This is a genomic window from Halobacillus salinarum (assembly GCF_022919095.1).
Lineage (GTDB): Bacteria > Bacillota > Bacilli > Bacillales > Halobacillaceae > Halobacillus_B > Halobacillus_B salinarum.
In genome coordinates this window covers 224,670-241,820 of sequence record NZ_CP095073.1, presented here as the reverse complement: position 1 = coordinate 241,820, position 17,151 = coordinate 224,670, and the positions used below count along the sequence as shown (strand labels likewise).

General features: G+C 49.3%; 5 protein-coding genes, 9 tRNA genes and 6 rRNA genes. All 20 read left to right on the top strand.

All coding sequences use genetic code 11. The features are described from left to right. The first annotated feature begins 284 nt into the window (after positions 1–284). Positions 285–1,851: ribosomal RNA gene (locus MUN89_RS01380) — 16S ribosomal RNA — on the top strand. Positions 1,852–2,126: 275 nt separating this feature from the next. Next, positions 2,127–5,046 (top strand): 23S ribosomal RNA (locus MUN89_RS01375). Positions 5,047–5,191: 145 nt separating this feature from the next. Further along, positions 5,192–5,305 (top strand): 5S ribosomal RNA (rrf, locus tag MUN89_RS01370). A 13-nt stretch (positions 5,306–5,318) separates the two neighbouring features. Then, positions 5,319–5,394, top strand: a tRNA-Val gene (locus MUN89_RS01365). A gap of 17 nt (positions 5,395–5,411) precedes the next feature. Continuing rightward, positions 5,412–5,487: transfer RNA gene (locus MUN89_RS01360), tRNA-Thr, on the top strand. A 44-nt stretch (positions 5,488–5,531) separates the two neighbouring features. After that, a tRNA-Lys gene (locus MUN89_RS01355) sits at positions 5,532–5,607 on the top strand. 7 nt (positions 5,608–5,614) lie between these two features. Beyond that, positions 5,615–5,696 (top strand) — tRNA-Leu (locus MUN89_RS01350). 11 nt (positions 5,697–5,707) lie between these two features. After that, positions 5,708–5,782 (top strand) — tRNA-Gly (locus tag MUN89_RS01345). 31 nt (positions 5,783–5,813) lie between these two features. After that, positions 5,814–5,902, top strand: a tRNA-Leu gene (locus MUN89_RS01340). 11 nt (positions 5,903–5,913) lie between these two features. Beyond that, a tRNA-Arg gene (locus MUN89_RS01335) sits at positions 5,914–5,990 on the top strand. Between the two features lie 3 nt (positions 5,991–5,993). Continuing rightward, positions 5,994–6,070: transfer RNA gene (locus MUN89_RS01330), tRNA-Pro, on the top strand. 18 nt (positions 6,071–6,088) lie between these two features. Beyond that, positions 6,089–6,164: transfer RNA gene (locus tag MUN89_RS01325), tRNA-Ala, on the top strand. A gap of 166 nt (positions 6,165–6,330) precedes the next feature. Further along, positions 6,331–7,896 (top strand): 16S ribosomal RNA (locus MUN89_RS01320). Positions 7,897–8,189: 293 nt separating this feature from the next. Then, positions 8,190–11,110: ribosomal RNA gene (locus MUN89_RS01315) — 23S ribosomal RNA — on the top strand. A gap of 192 nt (positions 11,111–11,302) precedes the next feature. Next, positions 11,303–11,416, top strand: a 5S ribosomal RNA gene (gene rrf / locus MUN89_RS01310). Together the 16S, 23S and 5S rRNA genes with 9 tRNA genes alongside form the textbook arrangement of a ribosomal RNA operon. An 87-nt stretch (positions 11,417–11,503) precedes the next feature. Beyond that, complete coding sequence (locus MUN89_RS01305; protein WP_244710774.1) at positions 11,504–12,196, top strand: MgtC/SapB family protein; 693 nt, start codon at positions 11,504–11,506, stop codon at positions 12,194–12,196. A 169-nt stretch (positions 12,197–12,365) separates the two neighbouring features. Beyond that, positions 12,366–12,830 (top strand): CtsR family transcriptional regulator, encoded by a 465-nt coding sequence (locus MUN89_RS01300; RefSeq protein WP_244710772.1) that lies wholly within the window; start codon positions 12,366–12,368, stop codon positions 12,828–12,830. Between the two features lie 20 nt (positions 12,831–12,850). Beyond that, the gene (locus MUN89_RS01295; RefSeq protein ID WP_244710771.1) at positions 12,851–13,396 is read left to right on the top strand and encodes a protein-arginine kinase activator protein McsA; all 546 of its coding nucleotides are present in this window, start codon (positions 12,851–12,853) and stop codon (positions 13,394–13,396) included. Between the two features lie 2 nt (positions 13,397–13,398). Beyond that, entirely contained in the window at positions 13,399–14,469 is a 1,071-nt protein-coding gene (locus MUN89_RS01290; RefSeq protein WP_244710769.1) for a protein-arginine kinase McsB, read from the top strand. An 18-nt stretch (positions 14,470–14,487) separates the two neighbouring features. Continuing rightward, positions 14,488–16,959 carry an ATP-dependent protease ATP-binding subunit ClpC gene (gene clpC / locus MUN89_RS01285; protein ID WP_244710767.1) on the top strand — a complete coding sequence of 824 codons (2,472 nt, stop codon included), beginning with the start codon at positions 14,488–14,490 and terminating at the stop codon, positions 16,957–16,959. The last annotated feature ends 192 nt before the right edge of the window (positions 16,960–17,151 follow it).

Below are 17,151 nucleotides of genomic sequence, written 5' to 3'. Positions count from 1 at the left end.
TATTAAACGTTGCGTTAAGAAAAGCAGCAAATGAAAAACAAAAATTGAAAAAATGTCACGAAAAGTGTTGACGAAAACAACCGGCCATGATATATTAATTAAGTCGCCATTTTGAAGCGGCAAACATTGATCTTTGAAAACTGAACGAACCAACCAGTACGTCAATTCATTCTTTCTATCATATAGAAGGAATTCAAACAAAGCACACACGATGTGCACACGAGCTTTAGGACCTTCAACGGTGTTGAAGGCAAGCGCTGTCAAAAGCGCACAGCTTTTCAAATTTTTTGGAGAGTTTGATCCTGGCTCAGGACGAACGCTGGCGGCGTGCCTAATACATGCAAGTCGAGCGCGGGAAGCGAGCGGATCCTCTTCGGAGGTGACGCTCGTGGAACGAGCGGCGGACGGGTGAGTAACACGTGGGCAACCTGCCTGTAAGACCGGAATAACCCCGGGAAACCGGGGCTAATGCCGGGTAACACCAACCTTCGCATGAAGGATGGTTAAAAGATGGCTTCTCGCTATCGCTTACAGATGGGCCCGCGGCGCATTAGCTAGTTGGTGAGGTAACGGCTCACCAAGGCGACGATGCGTAGCCGACCTGAGAGGGTGATCGGCCACACTGGGACTGAGACACGGCCCAGACTCCTACGGGAGGCAGCAGTAGGGAATCTTCCGCAATGGACGCAAGTCTGACGGAGCAACGCCGCGTGAACGATGAAGGTTTTCGGATCGTAAAGTTCTGTTGTTAGGGAAGAACAAGTACCGTGCGAATAGAGCGGTACCTTGACGGTACCTAACGAGGAAGCCCCGGCTAACTACGTGCCAGCAGCCGCGGTAATACGTAGGGGGCAAGCGTTGTCCGGAATTATTGGGCGTAAAGGGCACGCAGGTGGTTTCTTAAGTCTGATGTGAAAGCCCACGGCTCAACCGTGGAGGGTCATTGGAAACTGGGGAACTTGAGGACAGAAGAGGAGAGTGGAATTCCACGTGTAGCGGTGAAATGCGTAGATATGTGGAGGAACACCAGTGGCGAAGGCGACTCTCTGGTCTGTCTCTGACGCTGAGGTGCGAAAGCGTGGGTAGCAAACAGGATTAGATACCCTGGTAGTCCACGCCGTAAACGATGAGTGCTAGGTGTTAGGGGGCTTCCACCCCTTAGTGCTGAAGTTAACGCATTAAGCACTCCGCCTGGGGAGTACGGCCGCAAGGCTGAAACTCAAAGGAATTGACGGGGGCCCGCACAAGCGGTGGAGCATGTGGTTTAATTCGAAGCAACGCGAAGAACCTTACCAGGTCTTGACATCCTTGGCCCACCCTAGAGATAGGGTTTTCCCTTCGGGGACCAAGTGACAGGTGGTGCATGGTTGTCGTCAGCTCGTGTCGTGAGATGTTGGGTTAAGTCCCGCAACGAGCGCAACCCCTGACCTTAGTTGCCAGCATTCAGTTGGGCACTCTAAGGTGACTGCCGGTGACAAACCGGAGGAAGGCGGGGATGACGTCAAATCATCATGCCCCTTATGACCTGGGCTACACACGTGCTACAATGGATGGTACAAAGGGCAGCGAAGCCGCGAGGTGTAGCAAATCCCATAAAACCATTCTCAGTTCGGATTGCAGGCTGCAACTCGCCTGCATGAAGCCGGAATCGCTAGTAATCGCGGATCAGCATGCCGCGGTGAATACGTTCCCGGGCCTTGTACACACCGCCCGTCACACCACGAGAGTTGGCAACACCCGAAGTCGGTGAGGTAACCTTTTTGGAGCCAGCCGCCGAAGGTGGGGCCAATGATTGGGGTGAAGTCGTAACAAGGTAGCCGTATCGGAAGGTGCGGCTGGATCACCTCCTTTCTAAGGAATATATATGGAACGTACTCGGTTGGTTGTTCAGTTTTGAAAGATCAAGTGATCTTTCTTACGTGAACCTTGAAAACTGGATAAGTGATTAAGAAAGTGTAGACGACCGCTTAGATTCACCGAGCTAAGTAAGCTCACGTAAAGACTGTGGTTTTTCAGTCTTGAAGGGAGATGGCTTAGAATCGAGAGAATCTGGGAGTCGAAACTAGACTTGATTGATGACAAGACATTCAACGAACATCGAAAGAAACAAACGTCTTTTCACAGATAGTTAAGTGAACAAGGGCGCACGGTGGATGCCTTGGCACTAGGAGCCGATGAAGGACGGGACTAACACCGATATGCTCCGGCAAGCCGTAAGTAGGCTGTGAACCGGAGATTTCCGAATGGGGGAACCCACTATTCGTAATGGAATAGTGTCCATGACTGAATCCATAGGTCATGGACGGCAGACCCGGGGAACTGAAACATCTCAGTACCTGGAGGAAGAGAAAGCAAATGCGATTTCCCGAGTAGCGGCGAGCGAAACGGAAACAGCCCAAACCAGAAAGCTTGCTTTCTGGGGTTGTAGGACACTCCTTTGGAGTTACCAAGAAGAAAGGTAGGCGAATCGATCTGGAACGATCAGCCAGAGCAGGTAACAGCCCTGTAGCCGAAACCTTTCTTCCTCCGGAGTGGATCCTGAGTACGGCGGAACACGAGAAATTCCGTCGGAATCCGGGAGGACCATCTCCCAAGGCTAAATACTCCCTAGTGACCGATAGCGAACCAGTACCGTGAGGGAAAGGTGAAAAGCACCCCGGAAGGGGAGTGAAAGAGATCCTGAAACCGTGTGCCTACAAGTAGTCGGAGCCCGTTAATGGGTGACGGCGTGCCTTTTGTAGAATGAACCGGCGAGTTACGACTGTATGCAAGGTTAAGCCGTGAGCGGCGGAGCCGCAGCGAAAGCGAGTCTGAACAGGGCGAGTGAGTATGCGGTCGTAGACCCGAAACCGTGTGATCTACCCATGTCCAGGGTGAAGGTCAGGTAACACTGACTGGAGGCCCGAACCCACGCAAGTTGAAAATTGCGGGGATGAGGTGTGGGTAGGGGTGAAATGCCAATCGAACACGGAGATAGCTGGTTCTCTCCGAAATAGCTTTAGGGCTAGCCTCAGAATAGAAAGTCTTGGAGGTAGAGCACTGATTGGACGAGGGGCCCCTATCGGGTTACCGAATTCAGTCAAACTCCGAATGCCAGCGACTTTGTTCTGGGAGTCAGACCGTGGGTGATAAGGTTCATGGTCGAGAGGGAAACAGCCCAGACCGCCAGCTAAGGTCCCTAAGTGTGTGTTAAGTGGAAAAGGATGTGGAGTTGCTTAGACAACCAGGATGTTGGCTTAGAAGCAGCCATCATTGAAAGAGTGCGTAATAGCTCACTGGTCGAGTGACTCTGCGCCGAAAATATACCGGGGCTAAACACACCACCGAAGCTGCGGATTGATCTTACGATCAGTGGTAGGAGAGCGTTCTAAGGGCGGTGAAGTCAGACCGTAAGGACTGGTGGAGCGCTTAGAAGTGAGAATGCCGGTATGAGTAGCGAAAAAAGAGTGAGAATCTCTTTCACCGAAAGCCTAAGGGTTCCTGAGGAAGGCTCGTCCTCTCAGGGTTAGTCGGGACCTAAGCCGAGGCCGACAGGCGTAGGCGATGGACAACAGGTGGATATTCCTGTACCACCTCCTTTCCGTTTGAACGACGGGGAGACGCAGGAGGATAGGGAGAGCGCGCCATTGGATGAGCGCGTCCAAGCAGCAAGACGGCCGGATAGGCAAATCCGTCCGGTGGGAACGTCAAGCTGTGATGGGGAGGGAACTAAAGTACCGAAGCTCCTGAGTTCACACTGCCAAGAAAATCCTCTAGTGAGGAAAGAGGTGCCCGTACCGCAAACCAACACAGGTAGGCGAGGAGAGGATCCTAAGGTGAGCGGGAGAACTCTCGTTAAGGAACTCGGCAAAATGACCCCGTAACTTCGGGAGAAGGGGTGCTCCTCTGCCGAGGAGCCGCAGTGAAAAGGCCCAAGCGACTGTTTACCAAAAACACAGGTCTCTGCGAAGCCGTAAGGCGAAGTATAGGGGCTGACACCTGCCCGGTGCTGGAAGGTTAAGGGGATGCGTTAGCTTTTGGCGAAGCGCTGAACCGAAGCCCCAGTAAACGGCGGCCGTAACTATAACGGTCCTAAGGTAGCGAAATTCCTTGTCGGGTAAGTTCCGACCCGCACGAAAGGTGCAACGACTTGGGCACTGTCTCAACGAGAGACCCGGTGAAATTATACTATGCGTGAAGATGCGCATTACCCGCGACAGGACGGAAAGACCCCGTGGAGCTTTACTGTAGCCTGATATTGAATGTTGGTACAGCTTGTACAGGATAGGTAGGAGCCAGAGAAGCCGGAGCGCCAGCTTCGGTGGAGGCGCTGGTGGGATACTACCCTGGCTGTACGGACATTCTAACCCAGGACCGTGATCCGGTCCGGAGACAGTGTCAGGTGGGCAGTTTGACTGGGGCGGTCGCCTCCTAAAAGGTAACGGAGGCGCCCAAAGGTTCCCTCAGAATGGTTGGAAATCATTCGCAGAGTGTAAAGGCACAAGGGAGCTTGACTGCGAGACCTACAAGTCGAGCAGGGACGAAAGTCGGGCTTAGTGATCCGGCGGTTCCGCATGGAAGGGCCGTCGCTCAACGGATAAAAGCTACCCCGGGGATAACAGGCTTATCTCCCCCAAGAGTCCACATCGACGGGGAGGTTTGGCACCTCGATGTCGGCTCATCGCATCCTGGGGCTGTAGTCGGTCCCAAGGGTTGGGCTGTTCGCCCATTAAAGCGGTACGCGAGCTGGGTTCAGAACGTCGTGAGACAGTTCGGTCCCTATCCGTCGTGGGCGTTGGAAATCTGAAAGGAGCTGTCCTTAGTACGAGAGGACCGGGATGGACACACCGCTGGTGTACCAGTTGTTCCGCCAGGAGCATCGCTGGGTAGCTACGTGTGGACGGGATAAGTGCTGAAAGCATCTAAGCATGAAGCCCCCTTGAGATGAGATTTCCCTTACCTCTAAGGTAATAAGATCCCTCAGAGACGATGAGGTAGATAGGTCCGAGGTGGACGCGTGGTGACACGTGCAGCTGACGGATACTAATCGATCGATGACTTATCTAAATTGAAAAGCGGAAGCTAGACATACAACTATGATGTTTCGAGTTCGTTTGAATGTGCACTTATCCAGTTTTGAAGATTTATTAAAAAAACCCTTGAAATTTATTCAACGGGGTCATATAATATATCTTGTCCTTAAAAATAAAGGTTTGGTAGTAACGGCGAAGAGGTCACACCTGTTCCCATGCCGAACACAGCAGTTAAGCTCTTCAGCGCCGATGGTAGTCGGGTCGATCCCCGTGAGAGTAGGACGCTGCCAAACCTTTACATAATCCGGAGGATTAGCTCAGCTGGGAGAGCACTTGCCTTACAAGCAAGGGGTCGCAGGTTCGAGCCCTGCATCCTCCACCATTTTCATTCAATAACCAGCCGGCCTAGCTCAACTGGCAGAGCAACTGATTTGTAATCAGTAGGTTGGGGGTTCAAGTCCTCTGGCCGGCACCATCTTATTGAGTGAATTCGTTTTTTGTGAGTGAAACATATTTTTTGAGCCATTAGCTCAGTTGGTAGAGCATCTGACTTTTAATCAGAGGGTCGGAGGTTCGAATCCTCCATGGCTCACCAGTTACTTGCGGGTGTGGTGGAATTGGCAGACACGCTAGATTTAGGATCTAGTGCTTCACGGCGTGGGGGTTCAAGTCCCTCCACCCGCACTTATACTTATGCGGAAGTAGTTCAGTGGTAGAACACCACCTTGCCAAGGTGGGGGTCGCGGGTTCGAATCCCGTCTTCCGCTCCATAGATCAATCAGTGAGAACCTTATTTGCCGTGCCGGGGTGGCGGAATTGGCAGACGCACAGGACTTAAAATCCTGCGGTGGGTTTCCACCGTGCCGGTTCGAGTCCGGCCCTCGGCACCATATAGTTTTTTGCGCCCGTAGCTCAATTGGATAGAGCGTCTGACTACGGATCAGAAGGTTAGGGGTTCGACTCCTCTCGGGCGCGCCATTACGGGAAGTAGCTCAGCTTGGTAGAGCACTTGGTTTGGGACCAAGGGGTCGCAGGTTCGAATCCTGTCTTCCCGACCATTTTACTTTATATTTATTGGGGCCTTAGCTCAGCTGGGAGAGCGCCTGCTTTGCACGCAGGAGGTCAGCGGTTCGATCCCGCTAGGCTCCACCATGATTAATTTGATCTTTGAAAACTGAACGAACCAACCAGTACGTCAATTCATTCTTTCTATCATATAGAAGGAATTCAAACAAAGCACACACGATGTGCACACGAGCTTTAGGACCTTCAACGGTGTTGAAGGCAAGCGCTGTCAAAAGCGCACAGCTTTTCAATTTTTTTGGAGAGTTTGATCCTGGCTCAGGACGAACGCTGGCGGCGTGCCTAATACATGCAAGTCGAGCGCGGGAAGCGAGCGGATCCTCTTCGGAGGTGACGCTCGTGGAACGAGCGGCGGACGGGTGAGTAACACGTGGGCAACCTGCCTGTAAGACCGGAATAACCCGGGAAACCGGGGCTAATGCCGGGTAACACCAACCTTCGCATGAAGGATGGTTAAAAGATGGCTTCTCGCTATCGCTTACAGATGGGCCCGCGGCGCATTAGCTAGTTGGTGAGGTAACGGCTCACCAAGGCGACGATGCGTAGCCGACCTGAGAGGGTGATCGGCCACACTGGGACTGAGACACGGCCCAGACTCCTACGGGAGGCAGCAGTAGGGAATCTTCCGCAATGGACGCAAGTCTGACGGAGCAACGCCGCGTGAACGATGAAGGTTTTCGGATCGTAAAGTTCTGTTGTTAGGGAAGAACAAGTACCGTGCGAATAGAGCGGTACCTTGACGGTACCTAACGAGGAAGCCCCGGCTAACTACGTGCCAGCAGCCGCGGTAATACGTAGGGGGCAAGCGTTGTCCGGAATTATTGGGCGTAAAGGGCACGCAGGTGGTTTCTTAAGTCTGATGTGAAAGCCCACGGCTCAACCGTGGAGGGTCATTGGAAACTGGGGAACTTGAGGACAGAAGAGGAGAGTGGAATTCCACGTGTAGCGGTGAAATGCGTAGATATGTGGAGGAACACCAGTGGCGAAGGCGACTCTCTGGTCTGTCTCTGACGCTGAGGTGCGAAAGCGTGGGTAGCAAACAGGATTAGATACCCTGGTAGTCCACGCCGTAAACGATGAGTGCTAGGTGTTAGGGGGCTTCCACCCCTTAGTGCTGAAGTTAACGCATTAAGCACTCCGCCTGGGGAGTACGGCCGCAAGGCTGAAACTCAAAGGAATTGACGGGGGCCCGCACAAGCGGTGGAGCATGTGGTTTAATTCGAAGCAACGCGAAGAACCTTACCAGGTCTTGACATCCTTGGCCCACCCTAGAGATAGGGTTTTCCCTTCGGGGACCAAGTGACAGGTGGTGCATGGTTGTCGTCAGCTCGTGTCGTGAGATGTTGGGTTAAGTCCCGCAACGAGCGCAACCCCTGACCTTAGTTGCCAGCATTCAGTTGGGCACTCTAAGGTGACTGCCGGTGACAAACCGGAGGAAGGCGGGGATGACGTCAAATCATCATGCCCCTTATGACCTGGGCTACACACGTGCTACAATGGATGGTACAAAGGGCAGCGAAGCCGCGAGGTGTAGCAAATCCCATAAAACCATTCTCAGTTCGGATTGCAGGCTGCAACTCGCCTGCATGAAGCCGGAATCGCTAGTAATCGCGGATCAGCATGCCGCGGTGAATACGTTCCCGGGCCTTGTACACACCGCCCGTCACACCACGAGAGTTGGCAACACCCGAAGTCGGTGAGGTAACCTTTTTGGAGCCAGCCGCCGAAGGTGGGGCCAATGATTGGGGTGAAGTCGTAACAAGGTAGCCGTATCGGAAGGTGCGGCTGGATCACCTCCTTTCTAAGGATACACGAAAGGCGGAAGCGACCGTTCAGACCCGACGAACGAAGCGAGCATACCGAAGAGGCTTTACAGCCTCGGAGTAGGATCGCTTCGGGCGCCAGGGTCTGGGAGCTGAAGCTGGATCGTAAGGAGGCGTACTCGGTTGGTTGTTCAGTTTTGAAAGATCAAGTGATCTTTCTTACGTGAACCTTGAAAACTGGATAAGAAATCAATAGTTTCATCAAGTGATGGAGCTAGTGATGACAAGACATTCAACGAACATCGAAAGAAACAAACGTCTTTTCACAGATAGTTAAGTGAACAAGGGCGCACGGTGGATGCCTTGGCACTAGGAGCCGATGAAGGACGGGACTAACACCGATATGCTCCGGCAAGCCGTAAGTAGGCTGTGAACCGGAGATTTCCGAATGGGGGAACCCACTATTCGTAATGGAATAGTGTCCATGACTGAATCCATAGGTCATGGACGGCAGACCCGGGGAACTGAAACATCTCAGTACCTGGAGGAAGAGAAAGCAAATGCGATTTCCCGAGTAGCGGCGAGCGAAACGGAAACAGCCCAAACCAGAAAGCTTGCTTTCTGGGGTTGTAGGACACTCCTTTGGAGTTACCAAGAAGAAAGGTAGGCGAATCGATCTGGAACGATCAGCCAGAGCAGGTAACAGCCCTGTAGCCGAAACCTTTCTTCCTCCGGAGTGGATCCTGAGTACGGCGGAACACGAGAAATTCCGTCGGAATCCGGGAGGACCATCTCCCAAGGCTAAATACTCCCTAGTGACCGATAGCGAACCAGTACCGTGAGGGAAAGGTGAAAAGCACCCCGGAAGGGGAGTGAAAGAGATCCTGAAACCGTGTGCCTACAAGTAGTCGGAGCCCGTTAATGGGTGACGGCGTGCCTTTTGTAGAATGAACCGGCGAGTTACGACTGTATGCAAGGTTAAGCCGTGAGCGGCGGAGCCGCAGCGAAAGCGAGTCTGAACAGGGCGAGTGAGTATGCGGTCGTAGACCCGAAACCGTGTGATCTACCCATGTCCAGGGTGAAGGTCAGGTAACACTGACTGGAGGCCCGAACCCACGCAAGTTGAAAATTGCGGGGATGAGGTGTGGGTAGGGGTGAAATGCCAATCGAACACGGAGATAGCTGGTTCTCTCCGAAATAGCTTTAGGGCTAGCCTCAGAATAGAAAGTCTTGGAGGTAGAGCACTGATTGGACGAGGGGCCCCTATCGGGTTACCGAATTCAGTCAAACTCCGAATGCCAGCGACTTTGTTCTGGGAGTCAGACCGTGGGTGATAAGGTTCATGGTCGAGAGGGAAACAGCCCAGACCGCCAGCTAAGGTCCCTAAGTGTGTGTTAAGTGGAAAAGGATGTGGAGTTGCTTAGACAACCAGGATGTTGGCTTAGAAGCAGCCATCATTGAAAGAGTGCGTAATAGCTCACTGGTCGAGTGACTCTGCGCCGAAAATATACCGGGGCTAAACACACCACCGAAGCTGCGGATTGATCTTACGATCAGTGGTAGGAGAGCGTTCTAAGGGCGGTGAAGTCAGACCGTAAGGACTGGTGGAGCGCTTAGAAGTGAGAATGCCGGTATGAGTAGCGAAAAAAGAGTGAGAATCTCTTTCACCGAAAGCCTAAGGGTTCCTGAGGAAGGCTCGTCCTCTCAGGGTTAGTCGGGACCTAAGCCGAGGCCGACAGGCGTAGGCGATGGACAACAGGTGGATATTCCTGTACCACCTCCTTTCCGTTTGAACGACGGGGAGACGCAGGAGGATAGGGAGAGCGCGCCATTGGATGAGCGCGTCCAAGCAGCAAGACGGCCGGATAGGCAAATCCGTCCGGTGGGAACGTCAAGCTGTGATGGGGAGGGAACTAAAGTACCGAAGCTCCTGAGTTCACACTGCCAAGAAAATCCTCTAGTGAGGAAAGAGGTGCCCGTACCGCAAACCAACACAGGTAGGCGAGGAGAGGATCCTAAGGTGAGCGGGAGAACTCTCGTTAAGGAACTCGGCAAAATGACCCCGTAACTTCGGGAGAAGGGGTGCTCCTCTGCCGAGGAGCCGCAGTGAAAAGGCCCAAGCGACTGTTTACCAAAAACACAGGTCTCTGCGAAGCCGTAAGGCGAAGTATAGGGGCTGACACCTGCCCGGTGCTGGAAGGTTAAGGGGATGCGTTAGCTTTTGGCGAAGCGCTGAACCGAAGCCCCAGTAAACGGCGGCCGTAACTATAACGGTCCTAAGGTAGCGAAATTCCTTGTCGGGTAAGTTCCGACCCGCACGAAAGGTGCAACGACTTGGGCACTGTCTCAACGAGAGACCCGGTGAAATTATACTATGCGTGAAGATGCGCATTACCCGCGACAGGACGGAAAGACCCCGTGGAGCTTTACTGTAGCCTGATATTGAATGTTGGTACAGCTTGTACAGGATAGGTAGGAGCCAGAGAAGCCGGAGCGCCAGCTTCGGTGGAGGCGCTGGTGGGATACTACCCTGGCTGTACGGACATTCTAACCCAGGACCGTGATCCGGTCCGGAGACAGTGTCAGGTGGGCAGTTTGACTGGGGCGGTCGCCTCCTAAAAGGTAACGGAGGCGCCCAAAGGTTCCCTCAGAATGGTTGGAAATCATTCGCAGAGTGTAAAGGCACAAGGGAGCTTGACTGCGAGACCTACAAGTCGAGCAGGGACGAAAGTCGGGCTTAGTGATCCGGCGGTTCCGCATGGAAGGGCCGTCGCTCAACGGATAAAAGCTACCCCGGGGATAACAGGCTTATCTCCCCCAAGAGTCCACATCGACGGGGAGGTTTGGCACCTCGATGTCGGCTCATCGCATCCTGGGGCTGTAGTCGGTCCCAAGGGTTGGGCTGTTCGCCCATTAAAGCGGTACGCGAGCTGGGTTCAGAACGTCGTGAGACAGTTCGGTCCCTATCCGTCGTGGGCGTTGGAAATCTGAAAGGAGCTGTCCTTAGTACGAGAGGACCGGGATGGACACACCGCTGGTGTACCAGTTGTTCCGCCAGGAGCATCGCTGGGTAGCTACGTGTGGACGGGATAAGTGCTGAAAGCATCTAAGCATGAAGCCCCCCTTGAGATGAGATTTCCCTTACCTCTAAGGTAATAAGATCCCTCAGAGACGATGAGGTAGATAGGTCCGAGGTGGACGCGTGGTGACACGTGCAGCTGACGGATACTAATCGATCGATGACTTATCTAAAATGAAAAGCGGAAGCGACTGTTCAGATCCGATTGGCTAAGCAAACTCGCAGGAAGGCTGGGGTTTTTCAGCCTGGATGAGAGATCGCTTCGATCACGAGGATCTAGGAGCTGCAGCTAGACATACAACCATGACGTTCGTTTGAATGTGCACTTATCCAGTTTTGAGGGTTCACCTCAACAATCCAAATGATGTGGTAGTAACGGCGAAGAGGTCACACCTGTTCCCATGCCGAACACAGCAGTTAAGCTCTTCAGCGCCGATGGTAGTCGGGTCGATCCCCGTGAGAGTAGGACGCTGCCACGTCAAATAACAACCAGAAGCTATTGCTTCTGGTTTTTTTGTATAGGAAACTATTCGCTGCATAAAGTGATAAATAGGGAGGAAATCGTAATGGAGTGGACAGAGATGATAAATGAACATGTAACAATTTTTTTGAGTCGTCTTCTCGTTGCATTAGTCCTTTCAGGGCTGATTGGTTTTGAAAGGGAATTAAAAAACCATTCCGCGGGATTCAGAACTCATATTATGGTAGGTGTAGGCGCGTGTCTTATGATGCTGTTATCTTTATATGGTTTTCAAGATTTCATTGAAGAGTACGACAATGTAAGGTTTGACCCTGCACGCATCCCATCTTATGTGATCAGCGGCATCGGTTTTCTCGGTGCGGGTTCAATTATTGTCCACGGGAGTACAATCCGCGGTTTAACTACGGCTGCTTCAATTTGGACTATGGCTGGCATTGGTTTAGTAGTTGGCGCAGGGATGTATGGTTTAGCGGTATTAACTACCGTTCTTGTGCTGCTTAGTTTGATATTCCTTAACAAGCTTGAAAAACAATATTTTGGTAATCATATGAAAAATCATTTTCTCGTCATTGGTGAACGTTCTATACAAATTAATGAATTACTATCTATATTCGACCATTATCAATTAAGTACCCGGAGAGTCGAAATCCAGCAGGAGCAGGATGGAAACCGCAGGATTGTGATTGAATTAGAGAAGCATCAAGAATTTAATGATCATCTCCTTGTTGACCAATTATCACAAATCGATCATGTTGTTAGCGTGAAACACCGCTCCTAAAGAGGACTGCACAAGAATTTTTGTGTAGTCTTTTTCTATGTTTTAAGAAAAAGAAATTAAGGGAAAGATGAGTGATGTACTTAAAACATTTTAGTTGCGAATAAGAAAAAATTGAGTATAATGAAATTAAGGTCAAAGATAGTCAAAGTCAAAAGAGGGGGAGGGGAAGATGCGGAATATTTCCGACATCATTGAAGAATATCTAAAAAATATTCTTGATAAAGACCAGGAAAAGACCATTGAAATTAAACGTAGTGAAATTGCCGACCATTTTCAATGTGTGCCTTCTCAAATTAATTATGTGATTAAAACAAGGTTTACTGTGGAAAAAGGATATATAGTAGAAAGTAAACGGGGAGGCGGTGGATATATCCGTATTACACGGATTCAACACCGCACCGAGGCTCAATTAATCGATGATATTATTGAAATTATTCAGCCGAGAGCTACCCAATCTGCTTCCGTAGATATTGTGGAAAGATTACTGGAAGACAACATCATTACGACACGAGAAGCCAACTTAATGTTGAGTGTTCTGGATCGTGAAGTTTTAGCTTTTCCTCTTCCTTTAAGAGATGAAGTCCGCTCAAGAATCATGACAGCCATGCTTCTCACGTTAAAATATAAAAGCTAATCCAGGAGGGAGAGAATGGTATGGAATGCCAAGAATGTAACCAACGTCCTGCTACGGTTCATTTAACTCAGGTTATTAATGGTCAAAAAACTGAAGTCCATGTCTGTGAACAATGTGCAAAAGAAAAAGGATATATGAACTATGGTGAAGAAGCTTTTACATTAAACGATCTTTTATCTGGACTTTTTAATACAGAAGGTACTCATCCTATCAGTGGTCAAAAATCTCAGTCCTATTCACATTCTCAGCAGCTGAAGTGCCCTACCTGTGGATTGACGTACAAAGAATTTGCCAGATTAGGTAAATTTGGTTGTGCTGACTGCTATAAAACTTTTGATGATAAATTAAATCCTATCTTTAGAAGAGTTCACAGCGGAAACACTCAGCACGATGGTAAAATTCCGCATCGGCAAGGCGGTGATCTTCATTTGAAAAAAGAAGCCGAAGATCTTAAAGCCACTTTGCAAAAGCTAATAGAACAAGAGGAATTCGAAGAAGCTGCCAAAGTCAGAGATAAAATTCGCTCCTTAGATAGCCAGCTTCATCGAGGAGAGGATGGTGAATAAAAATGTCCTTGCAGCAATTTATGAACGAAGCAATCAGCCCCTGGATGAAGCAGGATGGTCCAGACAGCGATATTGTATTAAGCAGCAGAATAAGGTTTGCTAGGAATTTTTCACAATATCCGTTTCCGATTGTAGCCGGTGAGGAAACGTTAGAAAAAGTATTAGAAGTTTTTAAAAATGAGTTTAAGCATCAGTCTTTCCGAGACTATAAGGATTTTGAAATTGTTCAAATGAACGATCTACAGTCTATTGAAAAGCGGGTTTTAGTAGAAAAGCATTTAATCAGCCCGCATTTGGCAGATCATTCAAAGCACTCTGCGGCAATGGTTTCTCAAAACGAACAAGTTTCCATTATGATTAATGAAGAGGACCACATCCGCATACAATTATACTTCCCAGGATTTCAGCTGGACCGTGCTCTTGAGCAGGCTTCGCAGCTCGATGACTGGCTGGAAGAAAAGATTGATTATGCATTTGATGAACACCGCGGTTATTTAACCGCCTGCCCTACCAATGTAGGTACGGGGATGAGAGCTTCTGTAATGATGCATTTACCTGCTTTAGCAATGACGCAGCAGATCAACCGGATGACACCGGCGATTAATCAGCTCGGCTTGGTCGTTCGAGGGATTTATGGAGAAGGAAGCGAAGCTCTTGGCAACATTTTCCAAATTTCCAACCAAATTACACTGGGTAAATCAGAAGAGGATATTGTTGAGGATTTACACAGTGTAGTAAAACAATTGATTGATCAGGAAAGACGGGCAAGGCAGGCGATTATGAACAGGTCGGCTGTGCAGCTTGAAGATCGGATCTTCCGTTCTTACGGGGTGTTAAAAAACAGCCGCATTATTGAATCTAAAGAAGCAGCAAAATGTTTATCCGACTTACGCTTAGGCATAGACCTTGGCTTTATCGATCATATACCGAAAACGATACTAAATGAGCTGATGGTTTTAACTCAGCCAGGATTTTTGCAACAATATGCAAAAGCTACTCTTAACCCTGATGAAAGAGATATCAGGAGAGCATCATTAATTCGAGAACGACTTCATTTAGAAAATAAAGAATAACGCTAGGAGGAATTTTCCATGATGTTTGGGCGTTTTACAGAAAGAGCACAAAAAGTACTCGCACTAGCACAAGAAGAGGCTGTTCGTTTAGGGCATAACAATATTGGAACAGAGCATATTCTTCTCGGTTTAGTAAGTGAAGGCGAAGGCATCGCTGCCAAAGCATTAACAGCGCTGGGCTTAGAGTCTTCAAAAATCCAGCAGGAAGTTGAAAAGTTGATCGGGAAAGGGGAAAAGGTGTCTCAAACGATTCACTATACCCCACGTGCTAAAAAGGTCATCGAACTTTCCATGGATGAAGCCCGCAAGCTGGGACATTCTTACGTAGGAACAGAGCATATTCTTCTCGGGCTAATTCGTGAAGGTGAAGGCGTGGCAGCAAGAGTTCTAAACAACCTTGGTGTAAGCCTGAATAAGGCTCGTCAGCAGGTTCTTCAGCTTCTTGGAAACAACGAATCTACCGGTGGGCAAAACCGCCGTGGAGGAGGTAGTGGCCAAGCTACAAACGCTAATACACCAACACTTGATTCTTTAGCACGCGACTTAACTGCGATTGCCAAAGAAGGAAACATTGACCCTGTCATTGGCAGAAGTAAAGAAATACAACGTGTCATCCAAGTTTTAAGCCGGCGTACTAAGAACAATCCTGTTCTCGTAGGTGAACCAGGTGTAGGTAAAACGGCAATTGCTGAAGGCTTAGCGCAGCAGATAATGAATAATGAAGTTCCGGAAATTCTGCGGGATAAACGTGTGATGACGCTGGATATGGGAACAGTCGTTGCTGGTACGAAGTACCGCGGGGAATTCGAAGACCGCCTGAAAAAAGTAATGGAAGAAATTCGTCAGGCCGGCAATATCATTCTATTTATTGATGAATTGCATACGCTTATTGGAGCCGGCGGAGCAGAAGGCGCTATCGATGCTTCCAACATTCTCAAGCCTTCTCTTGCACGTGGCGAATTACAATGTATCGGGGCAACGACCCTAGATGAATACCGAAAATATATCGAAAAAGATGCTGCCTTAGAGCGTCGTTTCCAGCCTATTCAAGTTGATGAACCAAACCTTGAGGAATCTGTCCAGATTCTGCAAGGACTCAGGGATCGGTATGAAGCGCACCATCGCGTAACTATTACTGATGATGCCATTGATTCTGCTGTACGGTTCTCTGACCGCTATATCACGGACCGCTTCCTTCCAGATAAAGCGATTGACCTTATCGACGAAGCAGCGTCTAAAGTTCGACTTCGTTCTTATACCGCTCCGCCAAACTTAAAGGAGCTTGAGCAAAAGCTTGAAGAAGTTCGCAAGGAAAAAGATGCGGCTGTTCAAAGTCAGGAGTTTGAAAAAGCTGCTTCTCTAAGAGATACAGAACAGCACTTGCGTGATGAACTTGACCAAACGAAAGACGAGTGGAAAGAGAAGCAAGGCCAGGAGGATTCTGAGGTTACCGTAGAAGACATTGCATCAGTTGTATCTACGTGGACCGGAGTTCCGGTTTCAAAAATGACAAAAGACGAAACGGAACGTCTGCTTCAGCTTGAGGATACGCTTCACAACCGGGTCATCGGGCAGGAAGAAGCGGTCAAAGCCATTTCAAAAGCCATTCGACGTGCCCGTGCCGGCTTGAAAGATCCGAAACGTCCGATTGGTTCCTTTATCTTCCTTGGACCAACTGGTGTAGGTAAGACGGAATTGGCACGCGCTTTAGCTGAGAGTATGTTCGGAGATGAAGATGCTATGATTCGCATCGACATGTCTGAATATATGGAAAAACACAGCACCTCTCGTCTCGTGGGTTCTCCTCCAGGCTATGTCGGCTATGATGAAGGCGGCCAGCTGACGGAGAAAGTCCGCAATAAGCCATATTCTGTCGTCTTACTGGATGAAGTAGAAAAAGCCCACCCGGAAGTCTTTAATATTCTATTGCAAGTTCTGGAAGATGGGCGTTTGACTGACTCTAAAGGGCGGGTCGTCGACTTTAGAAACACCGTGCTCATCATGACTTCCAACGTTGGGGCACAAGAACTTAAGAGCAATAAATATGTAGGCTTCTCCATGGATGAAGCAGGTCAGGATTATAAAGATATGAAATCAAAAGTGACGGATGAATTGAAGAAAGCTTTCCGTCCCGAGTTCTTAAACCGTATAGACGAAACGATCGTATTCCATTCCTTGGAGAAAAAGCACATGAAGGATATTGTGACCTTGATGGCAGAGCAGTTGAAAAAACGTCTGCTAGAACAGGAAATAGACTTCACCTTATCTGACAGAGCTATCGAACACATTGCAGAGCAAGGCTTTGATCCGGAGTATGGGGCAAGACCGCTTCGCCGTTCAATCCAGAAGAACGTAGAGGATCTGCTTTCAGAAGAATTGCTGAAAGAAAATATTCAAAAAGGTCAAAAAGTTAAAATAGACCTTGATGAAAATAATGAATTCGTTGTAGAAAAGCTGGAAGAAGCCAGCTCTTTAAGCAAAAATGATTAATCCATCTAGTTAATTACCGGAAGGCGGCCAGCCTTCCGATTTTTTTTGAGTAAATGGATTCAGATTGGGACAAATCAGTTAAAAGGATTTATGATAGGGGTAATAGGATTTTTAAAAGGCTTTCAAAACGAATAATTTCAAAAAAATGGTAAGATAAATTTAATACAATTGATATCACTATGAAACTTTTTC

Excerpts from the sequence above, each read along its gene's own strand:
- clpC (WP_244710767.1), top strand. The coding sequence starts at position 14,488 with ATGATGTTTGGGCGTTTTACAGAAAGAGCACAAAAAGTACTCGCACTA.
- MUN89_RS01300 (WP_244710772.1), top strand. The coding sequence starts at position 12,366 with ATGCGGAATATTTCCGACATCATTGAAGAATATCTAAAAAATATTCTT.
- MUN89_RS01295 (WP_244710771.1), top strand. The coding sequence starts at position 12,851 with ATGGAATGCCAAGAATGTAACCAACGTCCTGCTACGGTTCATTTAACT.
- MUN89_RS01305 (WP_244710774.1), top strand. The coding sequence starts at position 11,504 with ATGGAGTGGACAGAGATGATAAATGAACATGTAACAATTTTTTTGAGT.
- MUN89_RS01290 (WP_244710769.1), top strand. The coding sequence starts at position 13,399 with ATGTCCTTGCAGCAATTTATGAACGAAGCAATCAGCCCCTGGATGAAG.